Below are 19,985 nucleotides of genomic sequence, written 5' to 3' on the forward strand. Positions count from 1 at the left end.
TGAGCTGATTGGTGCAGTTCATAATGCACTAGCCAAGCGGGGATAGAGAACAAATTGGTTGTTCTCATAAAGAGTAAGTAACCTTTGATTCATTAGGTAGTATTGGGCTGCAGCTTGTTGTAAATAAAAGGGAAAACGAACTCGGTGCTTACGTGACAGGAACCGCATTTCAATATGTGCTAAGGCACGCTTCAATATGATTGAATCTTGTCGGATCTTTTCCGCGACGATCATTGCTTCCGTAAAATTCCACGATCTCACATATAAGGCAAGGTCCAGCATAACATTGGCGTTATGACGCATGTGGGCAAGACCGCGAAAGCCACCCAGTGCGGAGAGTATCTCTTCAGGCTCCATACCGATCTGGTGTCCGCACGGATTCAGCTGTTCAAGAGCAATCGCTTTTAGTCCCTCAAAAGGTACCGGCTGGATCTTGGCGACCAGCGTCTCCCAGTCTTCGGACACAAGTTCCTTGTTCTTCAGCGTGATGTAAACAAGTCCAACTGTAGCAATCAGAGCGAGTGCTACAAACGCAATAATTCCCATCGCGGTCTCATCGTATTTTGAGCTTTTTTGCGCTCTTCACGGCATGCTCAAGGGTGTATTGGACCTGGGTAAGGTAACTCAGCATTTCTGGCGTGATTTTACGCTTTCCCGGTTCTGGCAACCACAGAATTATCGTCCAGTAGATTGTTGCAAATTGATAGGCAACAATCCGTACCTGATCGATTACTAACCCATGCCACCATTTCCCGAAATAGCTGTAAGCTGCTTCAGTGAAGAGGCCCACTAGTGCCCAAAATGCCCAGCCGGTGGCAATCCCCATGACGTAATGCCGCCAGGCTAGGCCAAGACGCGTAGATGTAAACCCCATCGCAAGATAGAGCTGTACATTGAGCATAGCGGCGAATAAATTCCCTCTTTCAATCCAGTTATCCAGGTTACTGGATAACTGTGGGGTAACGGCAAAAGACGCTGCCGCTGCGAGCACGGTTCCAGCGAGTGCGAGGATGTAGAACAATTTCTTCGCATCCTGGATCCATGTCCCTGTGGGCCGAAGCACAACCCGTGCCAATTCGAATACCACCGAAATCTGCAGCACAAGGTCGACGGTTGCGCTAGACCAATATGCCCAGAAGTAGAAGGATTGCTTTCCGATGTGATGGATTGAATAGAGACCGATGGTCTCTACGAGCTGAAAACCGATATATAGAGTAAAAGCAGGAAAGCTTCTCCAGCGTCGCTTTAGCAACAGAACGAGCATCAGGGCGGCAAGTTCGGCAAAACCGGCCGCCCACAAAACCATCGCTAAGACGGAGAGCTGCATGCCGCTTTATCCTACAATGCAGCGATCTTGTTTAGTAGCCGAGAAGTCCCATTAATATAGAAATGACTACAGCCGCCCGCGGCGAATCGGGTCTTGGATTGCTCCCAGATATTGTTGCATTTGCCGGAATAGCACTAAGTAGGAGTCCGGTCAGGGAAATTGCGAGTGTATTGCGGATGATTTTTACCATAGAATCTCCTTTTATGCGCTATGCGCATGCTATGAGCCTATGGGAGCCGATTTTGGGATTCAATCCTTAGGTTTGAATCGGTGTTATCCTTACAAATTTCGTGTCTCATTGTGATGGGTGCGTTGAGTTGGAAGAGGCCTGTAGGAAGAAAGAAAATTCTGGCTTTTTGATGGTATGGAAAACTCTGGACGAGTGAAGAGCAGGTACGGCGTAATTGGACCTGATTCTACTGGATCGGTGGCAATGAAAAAATCGCGCTGAAGGTGTCGGCAACTCCGACGTCGGGCTGGGATAGTCCAGCCGTGATCGAAGTCGAGGACAGCGTGCCAACTTCAGGCGATATGCTGCTCAATCTCAAGTGCAGCATATGCCGCTAGGGGGCAGGGAAGACCTGTTGGGTATTCATCGCGGGAAGGAAGAGGACAACTGTCCCGGCACGAGCTCTAGAAGATTGACCCCTGAAGGGAAGATATTGAGCCGGGCCTGCCATTTCGGGTGATGAATTTGCCTCCAGCCAAGAATTTGCCCAGCGGGTGGTTGGAGGAGCCGTGGCCACAGGAATCAAAAGATACATGTATTGGCCGGGCTGCGTTGTCGAGGATTTCGGGGTATTGTCTACCAAGTGGCTTAGCCACATCAGCAGGAGTAGCTGAAGGTCATTTCTGCTAAAGATGCTCCTGTTTACGATTGCTAGTCTCCGGATCGAGTTCTAGGCTCGTGAGCGGCAGAAATGGGCATATCGTTTTCATCACTCATCGATTCTTCACCTCCAGGATGAGAAGGTGTTGACGGAGGTCTCCGGCCAGATGCAACAGCGCTTGATCGAATGTAGCCAAGCTCATACCGTTGTGGATGGCCAGCCCTAGAAGATAGGCATCCGTAACCTGCTTGTAACCGTGTAAACGCCGGGCGAAAGGGCGGGTCAGCGTTTGCCAGTCGAGATCGGACGACAGGTAGGAGTATCCCGTTTTTCGTTTCAATCCCGCCAATAGTGCCGTAGCTTCTTCCATTGTGAATCCTTTGCCCTTTGGGTTCGTCATGTATCGCATAACGCCCAGTTCTGTCAGGTTTGAGACTGCCCATTGGAGGCCACGGGTATTGAACCACGCCGTTGCAGGTTCATGGTGAACATGGTCCATATCGAGAATGGCGACAAGGACGTTCACGTCGAGCAAATGTCGAATCTTCTTAGCCAAGTTCATCCTCCGAGAGTTCCTTAACCATCTCGGGAGTGACTTTCCTGCCTGTGCGGGCTGCTATCAAGTAGCCATGAGGACTTTCTTTCAACCTGGGAGACTGCTGCGCAGATAGCTCTTCGGTACGTCGCAGGAGTTGGCTGACAGCTGCACCCAAGGCTAGGTCGTTAGCCTGGGCGTATGAGGTGGCGATTCGATAGGCGTCTTCGTCAAGGTGAAGATTGGCTCGTATCGTCATAGTTTTATTATGCACCAAAATGATCTTGTGGTGCATGAATGAGGTAACAGTGCAAAATGAAGGCAAATAAGAAGAGGGGAAGAAGGAGGATGAGAGGGGATGTGTCCGTTTCCCCCTGCCAGTTTGGCGAAGGTGTCCGGCAGCCCTGTGAAAAGAACAGTACGCAAACGATAACAAACCAAAGCCATGCGTTCTTCATTGCTCTTCCCGCAGCTCAGTTCAGTGTCTCAAAACCTTCGACAAGAGGGATTTGATGAAGAAAATACCCGGGAGAAAACAGCCCTCAACCTCCCCAAAAAAACTCCTCGGTTCCTTGTCCCGAAAGCCCAACCACGAAAACGAATCCACACTTTGCCTTTTTTAGGAACGTTCTGCTGTTGGGCCTACAACGACTATGGTTTAGGCGAGGAAACACGTTCTCTTTGCAATTTCGCTCCTTCTAAATCGAACTTTCATCGAAGCGATACTCGCCTTCAGCCGAAATCGAAATGGTTAATACCTATCCTTGATAGATGCTCTTGTTGAGGTTCAACTTCCATGTGCCGTTCCAGTTTGGCGATTGTGACGAGGTGCACTCCACCTGTTGACGAGAAGTTCTGTAAACAAGCTACTGTTGATACTTGCCTAGCAGCCGTAAACCGTATTACAGAGTACTTCACTAATGGGTTCTCATTGAGAGGGGATCTCCTCATTGGGAACTGTATTCGGAGGAGATCCCTTTCTGATCTATTCCTTATGGACGTTTGTATTACGCGATACGAAGATGATGTCCACGGTAGACATGCGCCCCGGGAACGATCTCGTTTCGGCTCGCGGCATTCTTGATACCATCGGAATTCGGCAGTATTTCCTGAATGCTGCCTGTCAAAGCTTCCTTCAAATCGCACGGAAGAGCCTCTAGAATCTTCCTCCAAAGGACCCCGTCGATACGTGCTTCCACCTTCTGGAATGCAATCGGGAGCAGATCTGGATCTACGACGCGGACCGTGTCTTGACTGTTTTTCTGCTTCCGGAGAGTGAACTCCCTCCCCTCAATCTTGCGGAGGGCTCTACTCTCGAGGTAGTACAGAACCATACTCTTGGTCTGATTGATCTTCTGATTGGTTGTCCGTGCGCGGTCCTGCAATCTGGCGGCTTCGTTACTGCAGTGTGCGACGCGTGCCTCCATCAGACGCAGAAAGCGGCCGACCCGATCTACCTTTTCTCCAAATCCTTCGCAGAAGAGTTGAAAACGCTCCAACGATGCTGGGGAGGCTTCGCCTTGTGTCTCAACCTCTTCCTGCATCGTTTCAAGAAGTAGATCGAGTTCCTGATCGATTTCAAATAGGGAGTGTTGTTCGGCTATTGAAGACATAACTGTTTTCCTTTTCTATACCTCTAGAAAAACCGCAGGGTACGGAGAGGCGTCGGCTACCCCTTCCTCTCCGCCGCTATGCAGCTTTACGCAACTGATGGAAGTACCTCGCCGGCAACCTTCATCAACTCCAGCTTCCTTTCAGCATCATCGGTCTGTCCTGCGATCCAGGAAATGGCATTCGATAGACGCCAAGTGGTGTTTCCGGCTGGAAGGTTGTAGGTATCGGGCGAGTTGTAGGCTTCAATCACCGCGTCGGTTTCGGACTTCAGCAGAAATTTCTTGAGAGCTTCTTTCGCCGTGTGTGGGTCCAGTTGGCTTTCGTTGGCACGCCGGATAGAATCCATCCGCTGATGTAAGGCTTCGGCATTTAGTTGTGCGGCAATTACATCTCGTAGAGCGCTGATCGTGGTCTCAGCGTCGAGTTCATAGGTACGGTGAGAATAGAGGAGTGAATCATCCAGTCTCTTGCCTAGATGAACCTGGCGCATCTCCTCGTGAGTAATAGCCAGGTTTGCACACCAGATCCGTAGCAGATAAGCCCGGACCGATAGCGCACCATTGCCGAAATCGGAGTTTTCGAGGCTCAAGCCGTAAGCAACCATCTCGCCAGGGATTGGCTCGTAAACTTCCGGCATAATCGCCTGGATGGCAATCTTCGTATCGGTGACATAGCCATCGTAGGGCAACGCGCCCTTCGCCTGTACCGCTGTTGCAAAGGCCTCGATGATCGGCCTGGAATCGAGGCGCCGGTAGCGGTCGGAAAGAAAACCACGAACTTCTCCCATCACGGAACGCAAGAGATATCGGTTACCTGCGAAACGGTTGGAGAAGATCTCTCGGAGATTGTGAGCAAGCAGCTCACGCGCCCAGGCTTCCTTCGACAGTTGCAAGCTGTCGATGAATTTGACGGGCAACTCCAGAGTCTGCGCCATCTGCTGGATTGCATGCCGATGCAGACGCTGATGAACAGCTCCTACTGCCGGATCGGGAAAACCTACTTGAATGCCGTTGTTCTCCCCCTCTGGCGAAAATTCGAGAGCAGAGCCGACTGCCAGCCGGTCGCTTGGTTGATGGTTCATGACATAGTCGACAACATCGCTTGCCTTGCTGCGTCCTCGCTGGATAAGTTCTTCCAGCTTGTGGGAAGCAGCGGTTTTTGACTCCATGGTAAGGAGCATAGTGATTTCTCCTGGAATTGATTTAGCGGAAAGGTTTGTTGGTGCTTAGGGAAAGGTCTTTCGAAAGATTCTTAAATGAATTAAGAGAAGTTGGGACCAGCTCCGGCCTGAAGAGCAGAAATTTCTATCAGTTCTATTCTGATGTTGAGCTGAAATGAGCGCTTTGGGCGGCGTCCTGATGCTAGCGAGCTTATTTTGCTGTTACCTTGATAAGCCGGCCAGCCATTGTTTGATCTGATTTTGTCCCTTGATGGAAACGACGGCAGTCCTGCTACCCTCGTCTTTGAAGCATGGGTAGGAGATCTTCTTCACAAAGAAGTAGATGAAATCTACAGCTTCCTTCCAAGGATGTCAGGCTATAGCCCTTCTTCAATTTGTTTCCAAAATTCCTCGAAGGAACACTGCGGGTACAAGATCTGGCCGTTTCGAGAATGAAACACGAGCTGGTCGCCAACATCCGTAATGCGAACTTCAAGCTGTTGTTTCATCGCCTTTCTGGTAAGTTCTTTTGCCTGCCCGGTGTTTAGCTTTTCTTCTGGAAGTTTTGGTTTTCGTCGAAACCATTGAGGTCCCCGATGGTGTCCGTTGGCTGCGAAGAGATAGAGAGCCATCGGCTCGGAAGGAGAAGCGTAGACAAACTCTGTAAGGATTGGCACTCGTGCCTCCTAACTTATTTTTGTTTTGCACGGAAAGGCCTTTTTCGTCGACAAGCCCACCGAGGGTCCAATAACCGCTGATTTCGGTTAAGAAATAAATCTGCAACAATTTGTAATGCCCAGGTCAGAACCGGCAGGGCATCAGTACATAAAGGAACTTATAGTCAATGGTATCGCTCTCGGGTTGAAGTACAGCGCTGCTCATACTTTCTTTCAATGCCATTCGCACTTCGCCTTTACCCTCGATTGCCTGAAAGAAATCGAGCAGATAGAGAGAATTGAAACCAATTGCCAGCTCGTCACCGTTATAAGGTGTTTCAATCGTCTCCTCCGACTCACCGGATTCATCGGATTTCGAGAAAATGGATAGCAGATTCTTTGCGATGGCGAGCTTGATCGTATGTGACCGCTCGTCTGCAAATTGAGCTACCCTTCTCACAGCGTCCTCGACCTCCGCGGTGGAGACTATGACCACCTTCCGGTTGTCTGTAGGAATAACAGCCTGATAATTTGGGAAACTCCCTTTTGGCTTTAGGCTTGTGTAACGCCTTCCCTCAAAATTGAAGAACAGGGTATTTGCATCGTGGGCAAAATCGACAAACTCTTGTTGTGTCAATCCAAGCAAGGTGAGCAGGTGTTTGAGTGCCGGGCAAGGAATCAGCAGATCGAGCTTCTGGCTCTCGATCTCGTTGATTGTCTCCTGCCTCTCAACAAGAGCCAGTCGGCGTCCATCGGTGGCGACCATGGTCATAGTCTCGGAAGTAAGGCGCAGGAGCGCTGCCGCGATGGTGTGCCGCGATTCTTCCGTACTCACAACGAAGCTGGTCTTCCGGATAAGCAGGTTCAGGGCAGAGGCCGGGATCTTTATGACAGGAGTAGAGCCTCTGGTCGGGATTTTGGGGAAATTCGTTTGTGCCATCCCCACCATCCTGGTCTTTGATTTTCCGCAGCATATTTGCAACCAGGAATTCGGAAGCTCGCTGAGGCTTACATCTTCTTTGGGGAGTAAGCGCAGATAGTCGAGAAACCTCCGGGCCGGAATTGCGACCGAGCCCTCTGCCCTTACCCGGGCGGGAATCGCGGATACAACGCTTTGTTCGAGGTTGGTAGCCGCAATAATTAACCTATTGTTGCGGGCAGTTAGGAGGAAATTGGACAGAATTGGAAGCGTGATCTTCGCTCCGGTAATGCGTTCGGCAAAGATCATCTCTCCGAGAAGCGCATCCCGATCAACAACGATGTCCATGCGTGCAGTCTGCTCGGCGCTAGGGGAAGCGCTGGCGGGAGCCATGGATGCCATGGGAGTTCCATCTCCTTTCCGTAACAGGTTGAATAAACATGGTCGAGGACAACAATTACGGGCACCTACTGGTATTTCCGCACTGCGCGCACTTGTAGCAGATTCCATTACGAATCATGAGTGCGCCGCAAGTCGGACAGGGTGGAGCATCTGCTATTTCATAGAGGGACAGCATCGCGGCGGTAACGCTTTCTTCTCCGGTCTTTTGCTGTTCTGCATCCGGTGTTACGGAAGTTGTTTGTCCGGGCTCGACGGGTTCCGGCTGCCTTGGGACAAAGAGCGTCAGCTGCGTGCCGGATAGAAACCTTGCCGATATCCACCTGAAGATGTAATCCATGATTGACGTTGCGTAACCAAAATCGGGATTGCCTGTCCAACCGGATGGCTCGAAGCGGGTGTGAGCATATTTGTCACAAAAAACCTTGAGCGGAACACCATGTTGCAGGCCGACAGAAACAGCGGTGCCAAAGCACTCCATGAAGCCGGCCACCGTAGAGCCCTCTTTGGCCATGCGAATAAAGATCTCTCCCGGCTGGCCGTTCGGATAAAGACCAATCGTCAAGTAGCCTTCGTGACCACCAATCTTGAAGTGATGGGTAACAGCGCTTCTTTCGTCTGGCAGCCGATTTCGATTCGCGGCCGGCGGACCGGTGCGATCCTCAACCATGCTCGATTCCGTCTTGCCCTTGTTGACTGCCAGCGCTCCTGCCTTTAAATCGTGTTCAGGATGAATATTCGTCTGAGCCAAAGTTGCCATAGATATGCCCCATTTATTGCTCTGGTTGTTGTCCTTGATCCGGAAAGATCTTGTTCCATTCCAGCCGCTCGCCAAAGAGATTTGCCTGCATTTCCTCCCTGGTCATTTCTTCTTGGCTTACAATCTGGGCGGTATCGAGCCGGACTACCTGCTTGACGCCCACGACCGGCGAATGAAAACGGACCTCACAGGAAATGCTCCGGACTTCGCTGCGTTCCCGAATTATGCGGGATAGAGAACGCATTTTCCCGCGGAGGGTCTTAAGCGTGCCGGAGTACTGCTTGGTTGCTGCCTTCTTTTCTTCCTCGACTTCGTCGTATTGGACCATCAAGGCGCTTAGCTCTTCGGCTTTCTTGCTTATTTCCTGGTCACTCAGAGAAGTAGGAAGATCTAAATTGAGATGTTCCATGGGCATCTGTTCCTTAGCATTTGCTTGCCGGTCAGCAATGTGAACTACCGCTTCAACTACTAAGCTTGTTGAAGTGCAACCTATTGGCTAATGGAGGCTTCGTTCCTCGGGAGAACTATCGGAACTGTTTTTGACGAAGATGTGTTTGCCAACAGTGATTCCGATACTCTTTCCGGAGTTAGTACGCATCGTAGGATCAAATGTGGCGATCGCTTCAACTTCTTCTTCCGAGGCCTGAAGCAGATAGCCATCTGAGACTTTTTGTACAACCAGCATTGTTCAGCCGCCTCCTCTGCGGCTTTGATTTGGGAGAGGTCCAGAGACCCTTGTTGAGCCGAAACGACGGCAATACCACGGTGGAGGATCTTCTCCGAAGAGCGAAACTCGGTCAAATCAGGGCTGAACTGGAGATTTGCTAAGGACTGGTTTCCAGAGGAAACAGGAAAAAGATAACAAAATGAAGTGTTTGCTGAGGCTTTTAGTCCGGTGATTCCTAGAAGAGTGTCTTCTGTTGTGATGCTCTATGCGTTAGCGATATCGGTAAGCCGGGGGCTCGATGATCAGCCGGCAGTGAAGTGTTTTTATATTCAGGAGCGGGATCGGAATCACAGAACAGACGCGCTATCTACTTAACGATAGTCGAGTTTTTGCTGGCGGGGAAAGCTGCGGCAGGAAGCCTTTGGTTGTCGGGAAGAATCAGCAACGATAACCAGCGGCTTTCGCCGAAAGAAGAGAATTGTTCCTTGGCATCACGGCAAAACCAGAGCATGTGTTGGATAAGAACTCCACGGGAGACGCTATCCATTTCGCGACCGGCGTTGGTCTCAAGGAAACTATTTAGGCGATTGGCTAAGGCCATGAAATTGTTGTTTGTCATACTATCTCGTAATCCTCTTCTGCTTCTTCGTCGGCCTCGTTCAGTTCAGCCAGGATTTCATCCTCTATCTCTTGCTCTGAGATCTGCACAGGTTGAGGTCGAGAGGTTTCCTCAGGAACCGCCTTTTCATTCGGGGAAACGTCGAATAAGCTTGCAGGCTTCGATGGCTCCGGCAAGTCCTTCGGCTTCCTCGGCTCTTTCTCAGGAATCACTCCTGATTTCTTTGTTTGCAACTTCGCCTTCTTGGCTGCGGCATCGTCTTTGGCCTCTTTTTCGGCTGCTTCCATTTCGGCTTTGATCCGATCGAGAGACTGGCGAATAGTGAGGTGAGTGGCGACATACTCGACAAGGGCGGACGGCAATTCTGCATCAAGCTGCTCCGCTGTGCCTTCCACGCTAAGCGGCTCGCTCAGCGCACGATTTTCCTCCTTCCCGAGCTTGGTTGGAAATATGTTGATGCGGATCAGATTGTCGCCAATACTGGCAAGCGTAAAAGTCAGAGCGCGGCTGGAGAGCAGCGGTTTCAGTTCACGAATCACAATTACTTACCTCATCTTTGGAAGTGTTTGGAATGGAATCGAATGGGATAGAGCAAAGCCTGCCAAGGAATAACCACGACTGAGATTAACGTCTTCGTTTCTAGACCCGGTTCTTCGACGTTTTCTTCCTTCGCCCGCCGCAGTCCGGATCAACGATTACGGTTGCCATGAAACCTGTAGCGGCATTAAAGGACCCTCCGTGATGGTCCAGGCTTCCATAGCGGAAGAGTCGTGCCAACATCGCAAGCGCTGCAGCGGCCAGAGTCTGATTGATGAAAGGCTCCTGCTGTTCGAGAGCTTCGAGAGCAGAGCAACTCGGCAACGAATCTTCTCCAAGACTCGTGTCAATGATTTCGGGATAGCGTTCGGCGACAGTTGGAAGCCGGTCGGATATCTTCCTGTTTCCCGTGTTCAGAGGTTGCCCCAGTATGAATTGTCCGCTTGCGGCACTGTTTCCGATATCGAGCCAGTAGGATGTGCGGTCACCAATCGTCGTTATCGCCTGATGGATATTCTTTCTGGCACGCCTGCTGTCGACACAGCCTATGACAATATCCGGTTTCCAATTCCTTGCATTACGCAAACTGACCCCGGTGAAGCGATGATTCGATGCCGTCCAGTTCTTTCCCCAGAACATATTGATCCGGTTGATAAGGACAAGAGACTTGTATTGACCGATGTCGGAGACGGCGAATGGCTGCCGGACACAATTGGTTTCAGAGACCAGATCCGGGTCGATGAGTACCACATCGAGTCCGGCTTTCCTTCCCCAGACGCGCATGGCCTGGTCCAGGTAAGGAAGTTGCATCGCTACCGCACTGCCAGTTCCTCCAGCGCCGACTACCATCACCCGAACGGGCTCAGTGGACGAGATAAGCCACGGAGGCAAACGATGTTCCGCTCTCATCTTGGATTCCCTTCTATAAAATTGGCCAGCGTCTCAGGCAGAGGAATTAAGGTTTCCATAGGAAACGAACGCTTTGTATCTGCAAGGGATTGCCAAAGACCTCGGAAACCTGCCTTATGTCGAGTAGCTCGACCGACATTGGCGTGAGTGAAGTTGCTCTCGAAGAAACTCTTCTCCCAATCCTCTATGGAACCCACCGATGTGCTGTGTGGAGTCCTGGCATTCCCGAGACAAACCAGCCCTGTTTCCGAGACGTTCCAGTAAGGGGCAACAGCTAGTGTTGTTGTTCGATCCGGACGCCCTGTTTCCATAAGTGCACGGAGACTGATACAACTATCCTTCACCAGCCAAACGAGCGGAGGATGCGGAAAGATCTTGCCGCTCAGCTTTTCTATCCCCATATCGCGGGAAGTGAAAAACATCTGCCGGTATCCAGGTGGGGTCCACCAGGCAACCATCCTATTGCCCTTGGCCAGAATATTTGCGGGAAGGATTTCATCGCTTTGTCCTCCTCCTAGAGATTCGACCAGGTTCTCAAGAAACGCTTTCGTCAGTGGCTGGGCGGGTAGCAGTACGGGTGAACTTGCGGTATTGCTGGGTTGTGAGACGGAGTGCCTCGAAACAAAGCATCCGCCATGTGAACCTCGGTATATCAGCAAAGCTTCCTTTAGCTGATAGCTTCTTGTCTCTCCGACCTCGATGTCGACAAACATTTCTTTGTCTCCCATCCCCGAATAGCTTCCGCTAAACGGCTAAGCTCGCAGTTGAATTCAATAAACCGCCAGGCGACCTGTATGGTTTTGGCCATCTCGTCCTGGTTCACAGGCGAAAAATGGAGACACAAAGCGGGTTGTGGCGTGCCTTGAGCCCAGTATTCGGATTCATCATCGAAACAGCGAACAATTCCGTCGTGTTCACGAAAGGCTACTAACATCGAAGGAACAGGCGGATCGTCGGAGTAGTTATCGTCGATGAAGTTGTCGCTCTTGTTTCGCCGATAGCGCGATATCACCATCAGGCGCCGCACGAACTCGCAGAGCAGATGGCATCGCGACCACAAAACCAAGGGCCTGACTCGTCGGCTTCGCACACGGGCGTATGCTTCGTCGATCTCAGTGAGGAGGCGTTGGACTGCCTATACCGCGCCATGCGGATGCTCTATACTCCAGATGTCATCCTGCTTCTCTATCCTGGGCTGTACCGTGAACTGCTTTACTGGCTGCTCATGGGATCTGGCAGGGGACAGATATTACAGCGTTCAGCCGCGAGTATGCACGGATGTTTGGCCGCCCGCCACGCCGTGATGTACGCGCGTTGGGTGGGCTGGTAACCGAGTCTTTCTAGCAGCGGCCACGTAAGTCCCGAAAAACGCACATCTAGCCAAGGTGGGAGTCTTTTATCTGCAAATTATTGATTTCAGTTAATAGAGTATTCACCAACTCGAAACCCTGGTCCATTCTCTTCTTGATGTGGTCATAGAGTTGCTCCAGGCTAGAGTTGCTCCCACGCGCGTTTATCTCGGTTTGCGCATATCGATTTAGGTCAACCTCCACTTCTCGCAGCTCTCGACCAGCTTGATAGGCTTTTAGTGCTAGTTCGGGTGCTCGCCGAGAGAGGAACGAGATTACGACGTTCCAATTCTCCGGAAGTATATCTATACGGCTATCTGGTGCTCGATACTCCATTCGCAACTGTCTTTCCCATAGAACAAGTTCATCAAGAATTTCACCGAGGATTGCGATCGATGTATGTCTTTCTCGCTCTTCCTGATCGGATATCTGCTTCTTTAGTGTTTCGAGACTTCTTGTCGTTAGCGCCAGGCTCTCACTCATAAGGTCAACTTGTTTCATCGCGGCATCGCTCTGTTGATGTACAAGCCGTAGGTATCGCCAGTTGAAAATGATGAGACAGAGTGTGGTCGCGGCGGCAATTATCGAAGAGATCGCAGTCCACGCCGTGCTGGTGATCCACCAGAACTTATCTGCAGGCGTCGAAATGGTGACATGAATCGGTTCTGTGAACATTGAGGTTCTGTATAGCACGGTTCCTTCCTCACCGGAAAGATGGTAGAAGCAAGACGATAATCATAGAAAAGATGTGCAACGAACTTTGTCTGCCACTAGCCTATGTGAACCACCTGGTGCTGACCGCTTCGTATCAGTACAAGCGATACGAGATTCCGAAAAAGCCGGGGGGCACTAGGACCATCCTGCACCCTTCAAAGCGTTTGAAAGCTTTGCAGCGGTGGCTACTCGCGAACATCATTGAAGTTTGGCCTGTTCATCCTGCAGCTATGGCTTATCGCATAGGACAAACAATTCTAGTAAACGCGAAGGTGCACGCGAAAAGCAAATACCTGCTTCGCATGGATCTGCAAAACTTCTTTCCATCCTTGAAGGTTCGGGACATACGCGAGCATTCGAAGAAGCGGCCTGGTCTGTTCGAGGGTTGGACAAGTGAAGACTAAGAGAGCTTCTGCCGTCTCGTTTTCAAGGAAGGACAGCTTACGATTGGAGCGGCAACGTCACCCGCGACATGGCCGTTCTACGTCAACTTGACGGGACACAAATCGATGGATCCTGGCCGACATGACCTGCGATTGGCGTCGCTGCGGTTCTTCTACATTCACGTGTTGAAGCGCAACTGGAGCATCGCCGAGACGCCCTATCCGAAGAAGTTGCGCCACCTCCCCGCGTACTCAGCCAGGAAGAAGTTGCGCGGCTGATCGACGGTGCGGATATGTCATCTCGCGGGTGGAGAACTGGAGCAGATCCAATTTCTTCTGGGACATGCTTCAGTCCCAAACCACCGAACGTTATCTCGGGTGTAAACAGAAGCTGCGCCATGCAGTTAACGATGCTATTGGATTGGAGGAGGTCTAGCTAGCGGGAGTCCCCGATGGGGACTTCTGGCCAAATTCGGTGGGTTTTACTTCCGCGACATGGCCGTTCTACGGCCATGTGGACCGGATTTGTAAACACTCGCCGACTTACGTGGACCTAACTTCTTACCGTGTTGGCTGCCACCGTCCGAGTGCGAACCTTTTCTCCCAACGTCCATCGCGCCCAAATCCTCAACGCCGCCCCATTTCTCTTTAGTGATGCAGTACTCCAATTCCTCTCGCCGAACTCCTTCGCAACGGACTTGCCAATCTCCAGACCGCCTAGGGATGGAAGCGCAGCAAGTAGCTTGACCACATGTTGGATCGTGGACTGGGCTGCAGCCTTGTTACGTAGCGCCTCCTCCGCATCTGCTAATTCCTTACTCACCAAGCTCCCCTCCCTGGATAACAATCCGAGGGAAATCAGCACAGAAATACTGTTTCGACCGTATGTGGACTCCAGCTCGGACCTTTCGTTGGGGGATTCATGGATGCCGCAGAGGGCTTTGAGCGCCACGTGCGGCGGCGCTTCGCCCAAGAAAATGTCTTGGCCCGCTCTGCGTTTTTGAAGGTTCCCTGGATGCAAAACCGCCGTGTAAGGAACTCGTGCCTGGAGTCTAAAGTTCCCCTGGTCTTCAATAATTAAACCCGCTGCCAGGAACCAGCGTTGGAGCCGTCTCCTATACTCCTCTAGTAATTTGTCGGAAGCACTGGGTAAGCGAAGATGCCGCTTTGCGATAGTTCGCATCTCCTGAATCGTGAAATATCCGCCATCACCTTTTTCCCTTAGGAGTTCGCGATAGACCACATGAGAAGTGCAGAAATTGATTACTTGGCGTGACGCCGCTTCTTCGCTGCTGACATCCAATTGAACCACTTCCGTCTTTCTATTTGACTCGGCATTGCCTACCATCACTAAATCGCGCACGACATTTTCGGCCGTGGCTTTTACGATTCCGAGTTCTTTAGCGAAATCGTCATAGGACAAGCTCCGATTTTCTAGAAGGTATTTCAGCCCGGTTGCGAAGGAAGAAAATGGGGTCTGCGGAACGTAGGTGACCGGAATATACGGAACGCGTTCCGTAAGAAGATAATCTTTGAAAATATCCCAATATATGCTTAGGCGAGTCCCACTCCGTATAATAATTCGCTTGTCGAGCAGCTGGTTAACGATTCCATCTCCGTAAGTTTCTACGATTCTGAAAAAATCTGCCGGCGCAGTCATTGCAATTTCTTTGGTGCATGCGAATTCGTCCTTCGCCATACGCTCTATGTCTTTCTTGAAGAGCTCATGGATACTCAAGGACCTCACCAATATGTCGTTCTGATCCAAGCCCCCTTTAACCAGATCTAAAATGTGTATGCAAAGTTTCTTGAGTAGCCAGGGATAGCCTTGACAGTGGTCTTCAAGCAGCCGTCTCAGCTGCGGGGCGAGCGGCTGTCCCATTTCTTTTGAAAATCGAGTGAGTGCGTTGCTCACCTCACGTGCGGAAAATGGCGAAAGTTCGGTTTCATTACGTCGATCTGCAAGGCTCTGCCAAAGATAATAGGCCTTATGTTCTGTCGGAATTGTGCCGTCGGTTTTCCATGAAAAGCCGACGACGACATTTTCTTGAGCCTCATCAACTGAATTGCACAATGCTCTGATTTCGTCGAACACGGATTCCAGTTCTGTCTTATAAAGCAGCTCTTCGAATTGATCGAAGATGAGACAAAGAACCTTGCCGCTCTCGCGAAGCTCGTCAAGAGCCAGCCTGAGAGTTTGGTTCCCGAACGGATTGGCGGTTCCGCCAAACTCCAATTGCCAAGCGGTTGTAATGAACCCTTCCTTCTGCGCCGCCATGAAGGCAAACGCCATCGCTAACTCACCGAAGCGCTTTGAATTGGCAGCGCGTGAGTCGACTGCATAAACGAAACACTTCTTTCGATTTCGGATATTCTTCGCTGTATTTGCAATCTTCAGGACAAACGAACTCTTCCCCCATCCTGAAGGCGCTTTTATTGCCAAAATTCGGGTTCGGGTCCTGCCGTTCCTAATGCTCTCAAATAGATCGAATACATGACGCAGATGTTCATCGCGTCCGACAAAATCTTGTGGCCTTGCAGGGCGATAGTCGGCCCAGTTGTCTGCTATTGGGACTTGAACGATACTTTGATATTCATTCGCTATTTGCTCCCGGCTACCGGGACTCGTGCCCGACTCCTCCAGGTCCCACCTGAGTCCTGCCAGAGAACAATCGGTCTCAGAGATTCTTTCGGCAATCCCCTTTTTAGTTATTCTCTGGCCCGATTTGGCGTCGTAGAGTATTGCTGATTCTCGTATTCCTGACCCTTGGTCGAATACTACAACTGCCCAGAACTCGCCGAAGCTAGTCAGTAACAATAAGCGCTCTTCTGCGACGCGAACATCCGACGGCACCTCGAGGCTGGCGGGATTGATAATGAGGTTTGCCCCGACTAGCCGTTCGAGGAGCGCCTCGGGATCGTATATCTGGAGCCGGCGACGTTCTGGGAGCCGCTTTTGAGACCATTTGTCGCGGAATCCCTTTGCGTCTTTTCCTAGGGCAAACGTTGATACTAGCCATCCCGCCGTGAGGTCATCGTCCGCGACTACATTTCCAAGCAACTTGGTCAGCACATCCGCAGCAATAGTTGATCGATAAGCCTTACATTCGACAAAGACCCTCTCGCCAGTGGTCTTCTCCTGAGCAAGAAGGTCTACCTCCATTGCCGTGAGGCGAACTTGCTGAACGACCCGAAAGTTCTGACTCTCGAGAAGACGCGTAGCGAACTTCTCAAGAACCGTCCCCTTCTCCGTGGTGCTGGCGCTCTTAGGGAGCGCAACCTCGATGCCTATCTCCACATTGAATCCTCGGAAGAGAACATTCTAACCGCGTTGGCATCCCCTAGGTGAGATTCGGGCAGATGAATTCTCATTCTGCGCACGACTTGCCGAGAAGAACTCCGTCTTCCGTTGGGAGTTTTCGCAATATGCAACGGGGGTAGATTAATACACGCAAACGTTAGGTTCCTATCGGGACTGCCCCGGCAGACGAGGCGGGATTGAGCCCGATTATTTGAACCGGGGCAGTTTCGATAGGATCGTTTGTACTGAGCCGCTGGCGTTTGCGGCGGACGCGGTGATCTACCTATGGATTTTCAATAGCGTCAGTTCGCCGATCAAGGCCATTGTGTGCACGGAAGTGAACTTGTGGAGTGGGGAGATCTCCCCTAAGTGAGCAGAGCTGAGTGCCGCAAGATTTGAGCGAGTGCCGTTTGGAGGGTGCTTGGACAGCGGTTGAGCACAGGACGGCACTGCATGTGCGAGCATGGCATCGGGCGACAGTGGTAGAGCGGCCGTAATCGATAGCTGTTTTAAGAGCTGTCAACGCTGTACCTCTGAGGGGTAGGGAGTCTTAGGTCTGGCCGGAAGTAAAGTTGGGCGCCGCTGAGCCTTTCGACAACCAGCATGCTACCAGAGCAGGCGGGACAACGCAGGTGATTTGCTACCTCGGGACGATCCGCGATGGCAGTTTCGCCCAGCAACTGGCGGCAACGTTGGAGTGCAGCATCTCGATTGCGATTGGCGAAGAAGCCGAAGTGGCGGATGCGGACCAGGCCTTTGGGCAGAACATGAAGAAGAAATCTGCGCAGAAACTCATCTGCTGAAATGGTCATGACCTTCTTCTTTCCGCCGTGGGCGTAGTCTCTCCAGAGGAAGGAGACGCGATCGTTCTCGAAGGCAACGAGACGATGGTTGGAGATGGCGACGCGATGGGTGTAGCGGGCCAGGTAGTTGAGAACATGTTCGGCGCCGCCGAAAGGTGGCTTAGCGTAGACGACCCAGTCCTGCCGGAACAGTTGCCGCAGGAAAGTGGCGAAGCAGCCTGGAGCGGCCAGATACTGTTGCGAGCCGTGGAACTGTAACTTGTTTTGCGAGACGAGTTGCTTCAGTTCAGCGACGAACTTGCCGCGGAAGACGCGGCTCAGTGCGTGGACAGGGAGGAAGAATCGGCTCGACGAGTCAATCCAGCTGGAACCATCGAGGGCAAGGCCGCCAGCGGGAACGATATAGTGTACGTGGGGATGAACCTGGAGGTTCTGTCCCCAGGTATGGAGCACGCCGAGAAATCCAATGTCAGCTCCAAGATGTCTGGGATTGCGGGCAAGTTCGAGCAGCGAAGCGGCGCTCGTGCGGAAGCGCAGATCGTAGAGTAACCGCTTGTTCTGTAATGCAAGAGCGGAGAGTTCATGCGGCAGCGTAAAGACGATGTGGAAGTATGGGACAGGCAACAGTTCAGCCGAGCGCGCTGCCAGCCATTTTGCGCGTGCGTTGCCCTGGCACTTCGGGCAGTGCCGATTTCGGCATGAGTTATAAGAGGCGGTTAGATGGCCGCAGCGAACGCACTTATCCAGATGACCGCCCAGGGCCGCGGTGCGGCACCGAACAATCGCATCGAGCACCTTGCGATGCACCCATGCAAAGTGAGACTTGTGCTTTTTCCAGAATCTGTTGCCCACTGCGCGGACGATGTCGGCCACCTCGAGGGTGGGCCGGCTCATCGCTTCATCAACCTCCTGGACCGCTTCACTTCATCGGGGCTGGAAACCTCGATTTCTTCCAGCGGACTGGCAACTGCCTGCAGATGGCGCCGGGACAGATGCAGGTAGAGTGCCGTATCGCCGATCTTGGCATGGCCGAGCAATACCTGGATGGTGCGCAGGTCAGCACCGGCTTCCAGCATGTGAGTCGCGAAGCTGTGTCGAAGCAAATGAGGCGCAACTTGCTTGCCGATGTCGGCGCGCTTACCGGCCTCGTTCACAGCCTTCCACACGACCTTCGGCGTAATGGGTACATCCGCGCGCCAGTTGTTTACCGTGCCTGGGAACAGGTAGGTCCTGGGCTTCATCCAGCGCCAGTACTCACGCAGAGTGTCCAACAGCTTAGGGCTCAATAGAACATCGCGGTCCCGGCCGCCCTTGCCCTTGTGGATATGAATAACCATGCGTTCGCTGTCGATGTCGGAGACCTTGAGATGACAAAGCTCCGAGCAGCGAATGCCGGTTGAATACAGTGTCATCACTATGGTGCGGCGCATCAGGTTCTCTGCTGAATCGATCACCCGCTCAACTTCTTTTGGACTGAGAATGACGGGCAGTTGCCTGGGACGCTTGGGAAATGGGATGTGCTCGGGAAGATATGGGCGCCGCAGCGTCTTGACGTAGAGAAAACGTAGAGCCGCAGTACAGCACGCAACCGTCCCTGCTTGGAGCTTGCGTTCTCGAAATAGATAGGCCTGATACTGCCGGATATGATCCGGTCCCAACCGGTCTGGCGAGCGATGAAAATACCTGGAAAACTCTTCTACCGCATGCATGTAGGTGCAGATCGTGTTCTGTGAGTAGTTGCGACGCTGGAGCTCATCCAGCATCTTCTGCCGAAGATGGGTCACAAAAGCCTCCTTGTGACCCAAGCCTTACACGGCCAACAAAGCTGAGGGACGCCCTACGCCGCAGCGTCCGCCGCGCCAGCGGCTTAGTACAAACGCGTTTATAGGGACGGATTCAGGCTGGCAGCAATCCGGCTGTACGATAGCTGTCGATCAGACTGTCATAGAGTGCGATATCTGCTCTGCTTCTAGCCATAAGCTGTGCTCCAGCGATTGCGGAGTAGATAGCACGGGCTCTCTTCTCAGCCTCTTTGGGGCTCGCTATCCTCGCAGCGATCAACACCTTCTTCAGCCACGCGACATTGACATCTGTGAAGGCTTGAACTTCCTTTCTCACCTCGTCAGGCACATCATCGAACTGCGCCGACATAAAGCTGCATAGGCAGATACGGTTATCGTTCGCCAGCGCCCAGCGAAACGTTTCCGGATAACGGCGCAGCGCGTCGAGCGGCTTTGCTGAATCCTTTAGCAGAGACTCCAGATAGACCGCAGCGTCTTCCCAGTAGCGCTTTGCTACTGCCGTCGCCAGTTCGGCCTTGCTCGGGAAGTAGTAGTAGATGCTCGCCGCCTTGATACCAACCTGCTGGGCAAGATCACGAAAGTTCAGTCCGGCATACCCGTGGGCTTGAGCCACGAGCTTCGCCGCCGCAAGAATCTCTTCACGGGCATTTTCACTCACCGCGCACCTCCACAACTTTCGTAAAAATACTCAACTTCTTGAAT

23 protein-coding genes are annotated in these 19,985 nt (G+C 51.9%); 2 read left to right on the top strand and 21 right to left on the bottom strand.

The window, feature by feature from the left end; genetic code table 11:
* Window positions 1-18: 18 nt before the first annotated feature.
* The 16 genes from AC6I7T_RS23860 to AC6I7T_RS23935 all read right to left on the bottom strand — a co-directional run bounded on the left by AC6I7T_RS23860 (window position 19) and on the right by AC6I7T_RS23935 (window position 12,021).
* Window positions 19-546 carry a hypothetical protein gene (locus tag AC6I7T_RS23860; RefSeq protein WP_497790262.1) on the bottom strand — a complete coding sequence of 176 codons (528 nt, stop codon included), beginning with the start codon at window positions 544-546 and terminating at the stop codon, window positions 19-21.
* Between the two features lie 7 nt (window positions 547-553).
* Window positions 554-1,327, bottom strand: coding sequence for a hypothetical protein (locus AC6I7T_RS23865; RefSeq protein ID WP_497790263.1), 774 nt, complete (start codon window positions 1,325-1,327; stop codon window positions 554-556).
* A gap of 942 nt (window positions 1,328-2,269) precedes the next feature.
* Window positions 2,270-2,713 carry a TA system VapC family ribonuclease toxin gene (locus AC6I7T_RS23870; RefSeq protein WP_497790264.1) on the bottom strand — a complete coding sequence of 148 codons (444 nt, stop codon included), beginning with the start codon at window positions 2,711-2,713 and terminating at the stop codon, window positions 2,270-2,272.
* Window positions 2,706-2,951, bottom strand: a complete 246-nt coding sequence (locus AC6I7T_RS23875) for a hypothetical protein (RefSeq protein WP_497790265.1) — start codon at window positions 2,949-2,951, stop codon at window positions 2,706-2,708. The genes AC6I7T_RS23870 and AC6I7T_RS23875 overlap by 8 nt, the downstream gene beginning before the upstream one ends.
* A gap of 748 nt (window positions 2,952-3,699) precedes the next feature.
* Window positions 3,700-4,305, bottom strand: coding sequence for a siphovirus Gp157 family protein (locus tag AC6I7T_RS23880; protein WP_497790266.1), 606 nt, complete (start codon window positions 4,303-4,305; stop codon window positions 3,700-3,702).
* Window positions 4,306-4,391: 86 nt separating this feature from the next.
* Window positions 4,392-5,486, bottom strand: a complete 1,095-nt coding sequence (locus AC6I7T_RS23885) for a hypothetical protein (RefSeq protein WP_497790267.1) — start codon at window positions 5,484-5,486, stop codon at window positions 4,392-4,394.
* 356 nt (window positions 5,487-5,842) lie between these two features.
* Entirely contained in the window at window positions 5,843-6,142 is a 300-nt protein-coding gene (locus tag AC6I7T_RS23890; RefSeq protein WP_497790268.1) for a hypothetical protein, read from the bottom strand.
* A gap of 124 nt (window positions 6,143-6,266) precedes the next feature.
* Complete coding sequence (dnaN, locus tag AC6I7T_RS23895; protein ID WP_497790269.1) at window positions 6,267-7,442, bottom strand: DNA polymerase III subunit beta; 1,176 nt, start codon at window positions 7,440-7,442, stop codon at window positions 6,267-6,269.
* 55 nt (window positions 7,443-7,497) lie between these two features.
* Window positions 7,498-8,199: a TSCPD domain-containing protein gene (locus AC6I7T_RS23900; protein ID WP_497790270.1), complete on the bottom strand. Its 702-nt coding sequence runs from the start codon at window positions 8,197-8,199 to the stop codon at window positions 7,498-7,500.
* Between the two features lie 13 nt (window positions 8,200-8,212).
* Window positions 8,213-8,608: a hypothetical protein gene (locus AC6I7T_RS23905; RefSeq protein ID WP_497790271.1), complete on the bottom strand. Its 396-nt coding sequence runs from the start codon at window positions 8,606-8,608 to the stop codon at window positions 8,213-8,215.
* An 87-nt stretch (window positions 8,609-8,695) separates the two neighbouring features.
* A complete protein-coding gene (locus AC6I7T_RS23910) occupies window positions 8,696-8,884 on the bottom strand; it encodes a hypothetical protein (protein ID WP_497790272.1) in 189 nt (62 codons plus the stop codon).
* A gap of 349 nt (window positions 8,885-9,233) precedes the next feature.
* Window positions 9,234-9,485: a hypothetical protein gene (locus AC6I7T_RS23915; RefSeq protein WP_497790273.1), complete on the bottom strand. Its 252-nt coding sequence runs from the start codon at window positions 9,483-9,485 to the stop codon at window positions 9,234-9,236.
* Window positions 9,482-10,024: a PRTRC system protein E gene (locus tag AC6I7T_RS23920; RefSeq protein ID WP_497790274.1), complete on the bottom strand. Its 543-nt coding sequence runs from the start codon at window positions 10,022-10,024 to the stop codon at window positions 9,482-9,484. Before AC6I7T_RS23920 ends, AC6I7T_RS23915 begins: the two co-directional genes overlap by 4 nt.
* 100 nt (window positions 10,025-10,124) lie before the next feature.
* Complete coding sequence (locus tag AC6I7T_RS23925) at window positions 10,125-10,931, bottom strand: PRTRC system ThiF family protein (RefSeq protein ID WP_497790275.1); 807 nt, start codon at window positions 10,929-10,931, stop codon at window positions 10,125-10,127.
* On the bottom strand, window positions 10,928-11,644 hold the full coding sequence (locus AC6I7T_RS23930; RefSeq protein ID WP_497790276.1) for a PRTRC system protein B: 717 nt from the start codon (window positions 11,642-11,644) through the stop codon (window positions 10,928-10,930). The genes AC6I7T_RS23925 and AC6I7T_RS23930 overlap by 4 nt, the downstream gene beginning before the upstream one ends.
* On the bottom strand, window positions 11,599-12,021 hold the full coding sequence (locus AC6I7T_RS23935; RefSeq protein ID WP_497794659.1) for a hypothetical protein: 423 nt from the start codon (window positions 12,019-12,021) through the stop codon (window positions 11,599-11,601). The genes AC6I7T_RS23930 and AC6I7T_RS23935 overlap by 46 nt, the downstream gene beginning before the upstream one ends.
* Here AC6I7T_RS23935 and AC6I7T_RS23940 point away from each other — a divergent pair.
* Complete coding sequence (locus AC6I7T_RS23940) at window positions 11,974-12,261, top strand: AraC family transcriptional regulator N-terminal domain-containing protein (RefSeq protein WP_497790277.1); 288 nt, start codon at window positions 11,974-11,976, stop codon at window positions 12,259-12,261. The two genes, AC6I7T_RS23935 and AC6I7T_RS23940, sit on opposite strands and share 48 nt — an antisense overlap.
* Before the next feature lie 46 nt (window positions 12,262-12,307).
* Here AC6I7T_RS23940 and AC6I7T_RS23945 read toward each other — a convergent pair whose 3' ends face one another.
* Window positions 12,308-12,955, bottom strand: a complete 648-nt coding sequence (locus tag AC6I7T_RS23945) for a hypothetical protein (RefSeq protein WP_497790278.1) — start codon at window positions 12,953-12,955, stop codon at window positions 12,308-12,310.
* Between the two features lie 71 nt (window positions 12,956-13,026).
* Between AC6I7T_RS23945 and AC6I7T_RS23950 the strand changes: the two genes are divergently transcribed.
* The gene (locus AC6I7T_RS23950) at window positions 13,027-13,398 is read left to right on the top strand and encodes a hypothetical protein (protein ID WP_497790279.1); all 372 of its coding nucleotides are present in this window, start codon (window positions 13,027-13,029) and stop codon (window positions 13,396-13,398) included.
* 532 nt (window positions 13,399-13,930) lie between these two features.
* Here AC6I7T_RS23950 and AC6I7T_RS23955 read toward each other — a convergent pair.
* The 4 genes from AC6I7T_RS23955 to AC6I7T_RS23970 form a co-directional block, all read right to left on the bottom strand.
* A complete protein-coding gene (locus AC6I7T_RS23955) occupies window positions 13,931-16,675 on the bottom strand; it encodes a restriction endonuclease (RefSeq protein WP_497790280.1) in 2,745 nt (914 codons plus the stop codon).
* Window positions 16,676-17,187: 512 nt separating this feature from the next.
* The gene (locus tag AC6I7T_RS23960) at window positions 17,188-18,375 is read right to left on the bottom strand and encodes an IS91 family transposase (RefSeq protein ID WP_497790281.1); all 1,188 of its coding nucleotides are present in this window, start codon (window positions 18,373-18,375) and stop codon (window positions 17,188-17,190) included.
* Window positions 18,372-19,265 (bottom strand): tyrosine-type recombinase/integrase, encoded by an 894-nt coding sequence (locus AC6I7T_RS23965; protein ID WP_497790282.1) that lies wholly within the window; start codon window positions 19,263-19,265, stop codon window positions 18,372-18,374. Before AC6I7T_RS23965 ends, AC6I7T_RS23960 begins: the two co-directional genes overlap by 4 nt.
* A 112-nt stretch (window positions 19,266-19,377) precedes the next feature.
* Window positions 19,378-19,941, bottom strand: coding sequence for a TetR/AcrR family transcriptional regulator (locus tag AC6I7T_RS23970; RefSeq protein WP_497790283.1), 564 nt, complete (start codon window positions 19,939-19,941; stop codon window positions 19,378-19,380).
* Window positions 19,942-19,985: the final 44 nt, after the last annotated feature.

It is taken from the genome of Humiphilus diazotrophicus, assembly GCF_059726315.1.

Excerpts from the sequence above, each read along its gene's own strand:
- AC6I7T_RS23860 (WP_497790262.1), bottom strand. The coding sequence starts at position 546 with ATGGGAATTATTGCGTTTGTAGCACTCGCTCTGATTGCTACAGTTGGA.
- AC6I7T_RS23865 (WP_497790263.1), bottom strand. The coding sequence starts at position 1,327 with ATGCAGCTCTCCGTCTTAGCGATGGTTTTGTGGGCGGCCGGTTTTGCC.
- AC6I7T_RS23875 (WP_497790265.1), bottom strand. The coding sequence starts at position 2,951 with ATGACGATACGAGCCAATCTTCACCTTGACGAAGACGCCTATCGAATC.
- AC6I7T_RS23880 (WP_497790266.1), bottom strand. The coding sequence starts at position 4,305 with ATGTCTTCAATAGCCGAACAACACTCCCTATTTGAAATCGATCAGGAA.
- AC6I7T_RS23885 (WP_497790267.1), bottom strand. The coding sequence starts at position 5,486 with ATGCTCCTTACCATGGAGTCAAAAACCGCTGCTTCCCACAAGCTGGAA.
- dnaN (WP_497790269.1), bottom strand. The coding sequence starts at position 7,442 with ATGGCATCCATGGCTCCCGCCAGCGCTTCCCCTAGCGCCGAGCAGACT.
- AC6I7T_RS23900 (WP_497790270.1), bottom strand. The coding sequence starts at position 8,199 with ATGGCAACTTTGGCTCAGACGAATATTCATCCTGAACACGATTTAAAG.
- AC6I7T_RS23905 (WP_497790271.1), bottom strand. The coding sequence starts at position 8,608 with ATGGAACATCTCAATTTAGATCTTCCTACTTCTCTGAGTGACCAGGAA.
- AC6I7T_RS23910 (WP_497790272.1), bottom strand. The coding sequence starts at position 8,884 with ATGCTGGTTGTACAAAAAGTCTCAGATGGCTATCTGCTTCAGGCCTCG.
- AC6I7T_RS23915 (WP_497790273.1), bottom strand. The coding sequence starts at position 9,485 with ATGACAAACAACAATTTCATGGCCTTAGCCAATCGCCTAAATAGTTTC.
- AC6I7T_RS23925 (WP_497790275.1), bottom strand. The coding sequence starts at position 10,931 with ATGAGAGCGGAACATCGTTTGCCTCCGTGGCTTATCTCGTCCACTGAG.
- AC6I7T_RS23930 (WP_497790276.1), bottom strand. The coding sequence starts at position 11,644 with ATGTTTGTCGACATCGAGGTCGGAGAGACAAGAAGCTATCAGCTAAAG.
- AC6I7T_RS23940 (WP_497790277.1), top strand. The coding sequence starts at position 11,974 with ATGGCATCGCGACCACAAAACCAAGGGCCTGACTCGTCGGCTTCGCAC.
- AC6I7T_RS23945 (WP_497790278.1), bottom strand. The coding sequence starts at position 12,955 with ATGTTCACAGAACCGATTCATGTCACCATTTCGACGCCTGCAGATAAG.
- AC6I7T_RS23950 (WP_497790279.1), top strand. The coding sequence starts at position 13,027 with ATGTGCAACGAACTTTGTCTGCCACTAGCCTATGTGAACCACCTGGTG.
- AC6I7T_RS23960 (WP_497790281.1), bottom strand. The coding sequence starts at position 18,375 with ATGAGCCGGCCCACCCTCGAGGTGGCCGACATCGTCCGCGCAGTGGGC.